Origin of the sequence: Oceanipulchritudo coccoides, from assembly GCF_010500615.1 — a bacterium.
GTDB lineage: Bacteria > Verrucomicrobiota > Verrucomicrobiia > Opitutales > Oceanipulchritudinaceae > Oceanipulchritudo > Oceanipulchritudo coccoides.
The window spans coordinates 1-455 of sequence record NZ_JAAGNX010000018.1 but is presented as its reverse complement, the minus strand read 5'-3'; the positions used below and the strand labels follow the sequence as shown (position 1 = coordinate 455).

General features: G+C 59.8%; 1 protein-coding gene. It reads left to right on the top strand.

The annotated features are described in order from the left end of the window. Window positions 1-39 precede the first annotated feature (39 nt). Window positions 40-455 (top strand): 2Fe-2S iron-sulfur cluster-binding protein (locus G0Q06_RS14240; protein WP_163967443.1); only part of this gene is annotated, 416 nt, incomplete at its 3' end.

The window sequence follows — 455 nt, the reverse complement described above, 5'->3', positions numbered from 1 at the left end:
GACTTTATAGTCTGGTTGGAGATCAGGGAGTGCGTTGCGATGGGCGAAACAGTCACATTCATGTTGGACGGGCAGGAAGTTGAGGCCGAGCGCGGCATGACGATCTGGGAAGTGGCACATGGACGTGGCCTTGTGATCCCGCATTTGTGCCACAAGCCCGCGCCGGGGTATCGCCCGGACGGGAATTGCCGCGCATGTATGGTAGAGATCGAAGGAGAACGCACGCTGGCGGCCTCTTGTATTCGCGAACCAGCGGAAGGGATGGTTGTCACGACCGCATCGGCGCGTGCGGAGGGCGCGCGCAAGATGGTGATCGAAATGTTGCTTGCCGATCAGCCAAAGAAGGCGGAGGCGCATGACCAATCGAGCCATTTGTGGGAGATGGCCGCGCTGAATGCTGTGGAAGAGAGCCGGTTTCCCAAGCTGGAGGAGGGGCGCATTCCGTTGCTGGATGA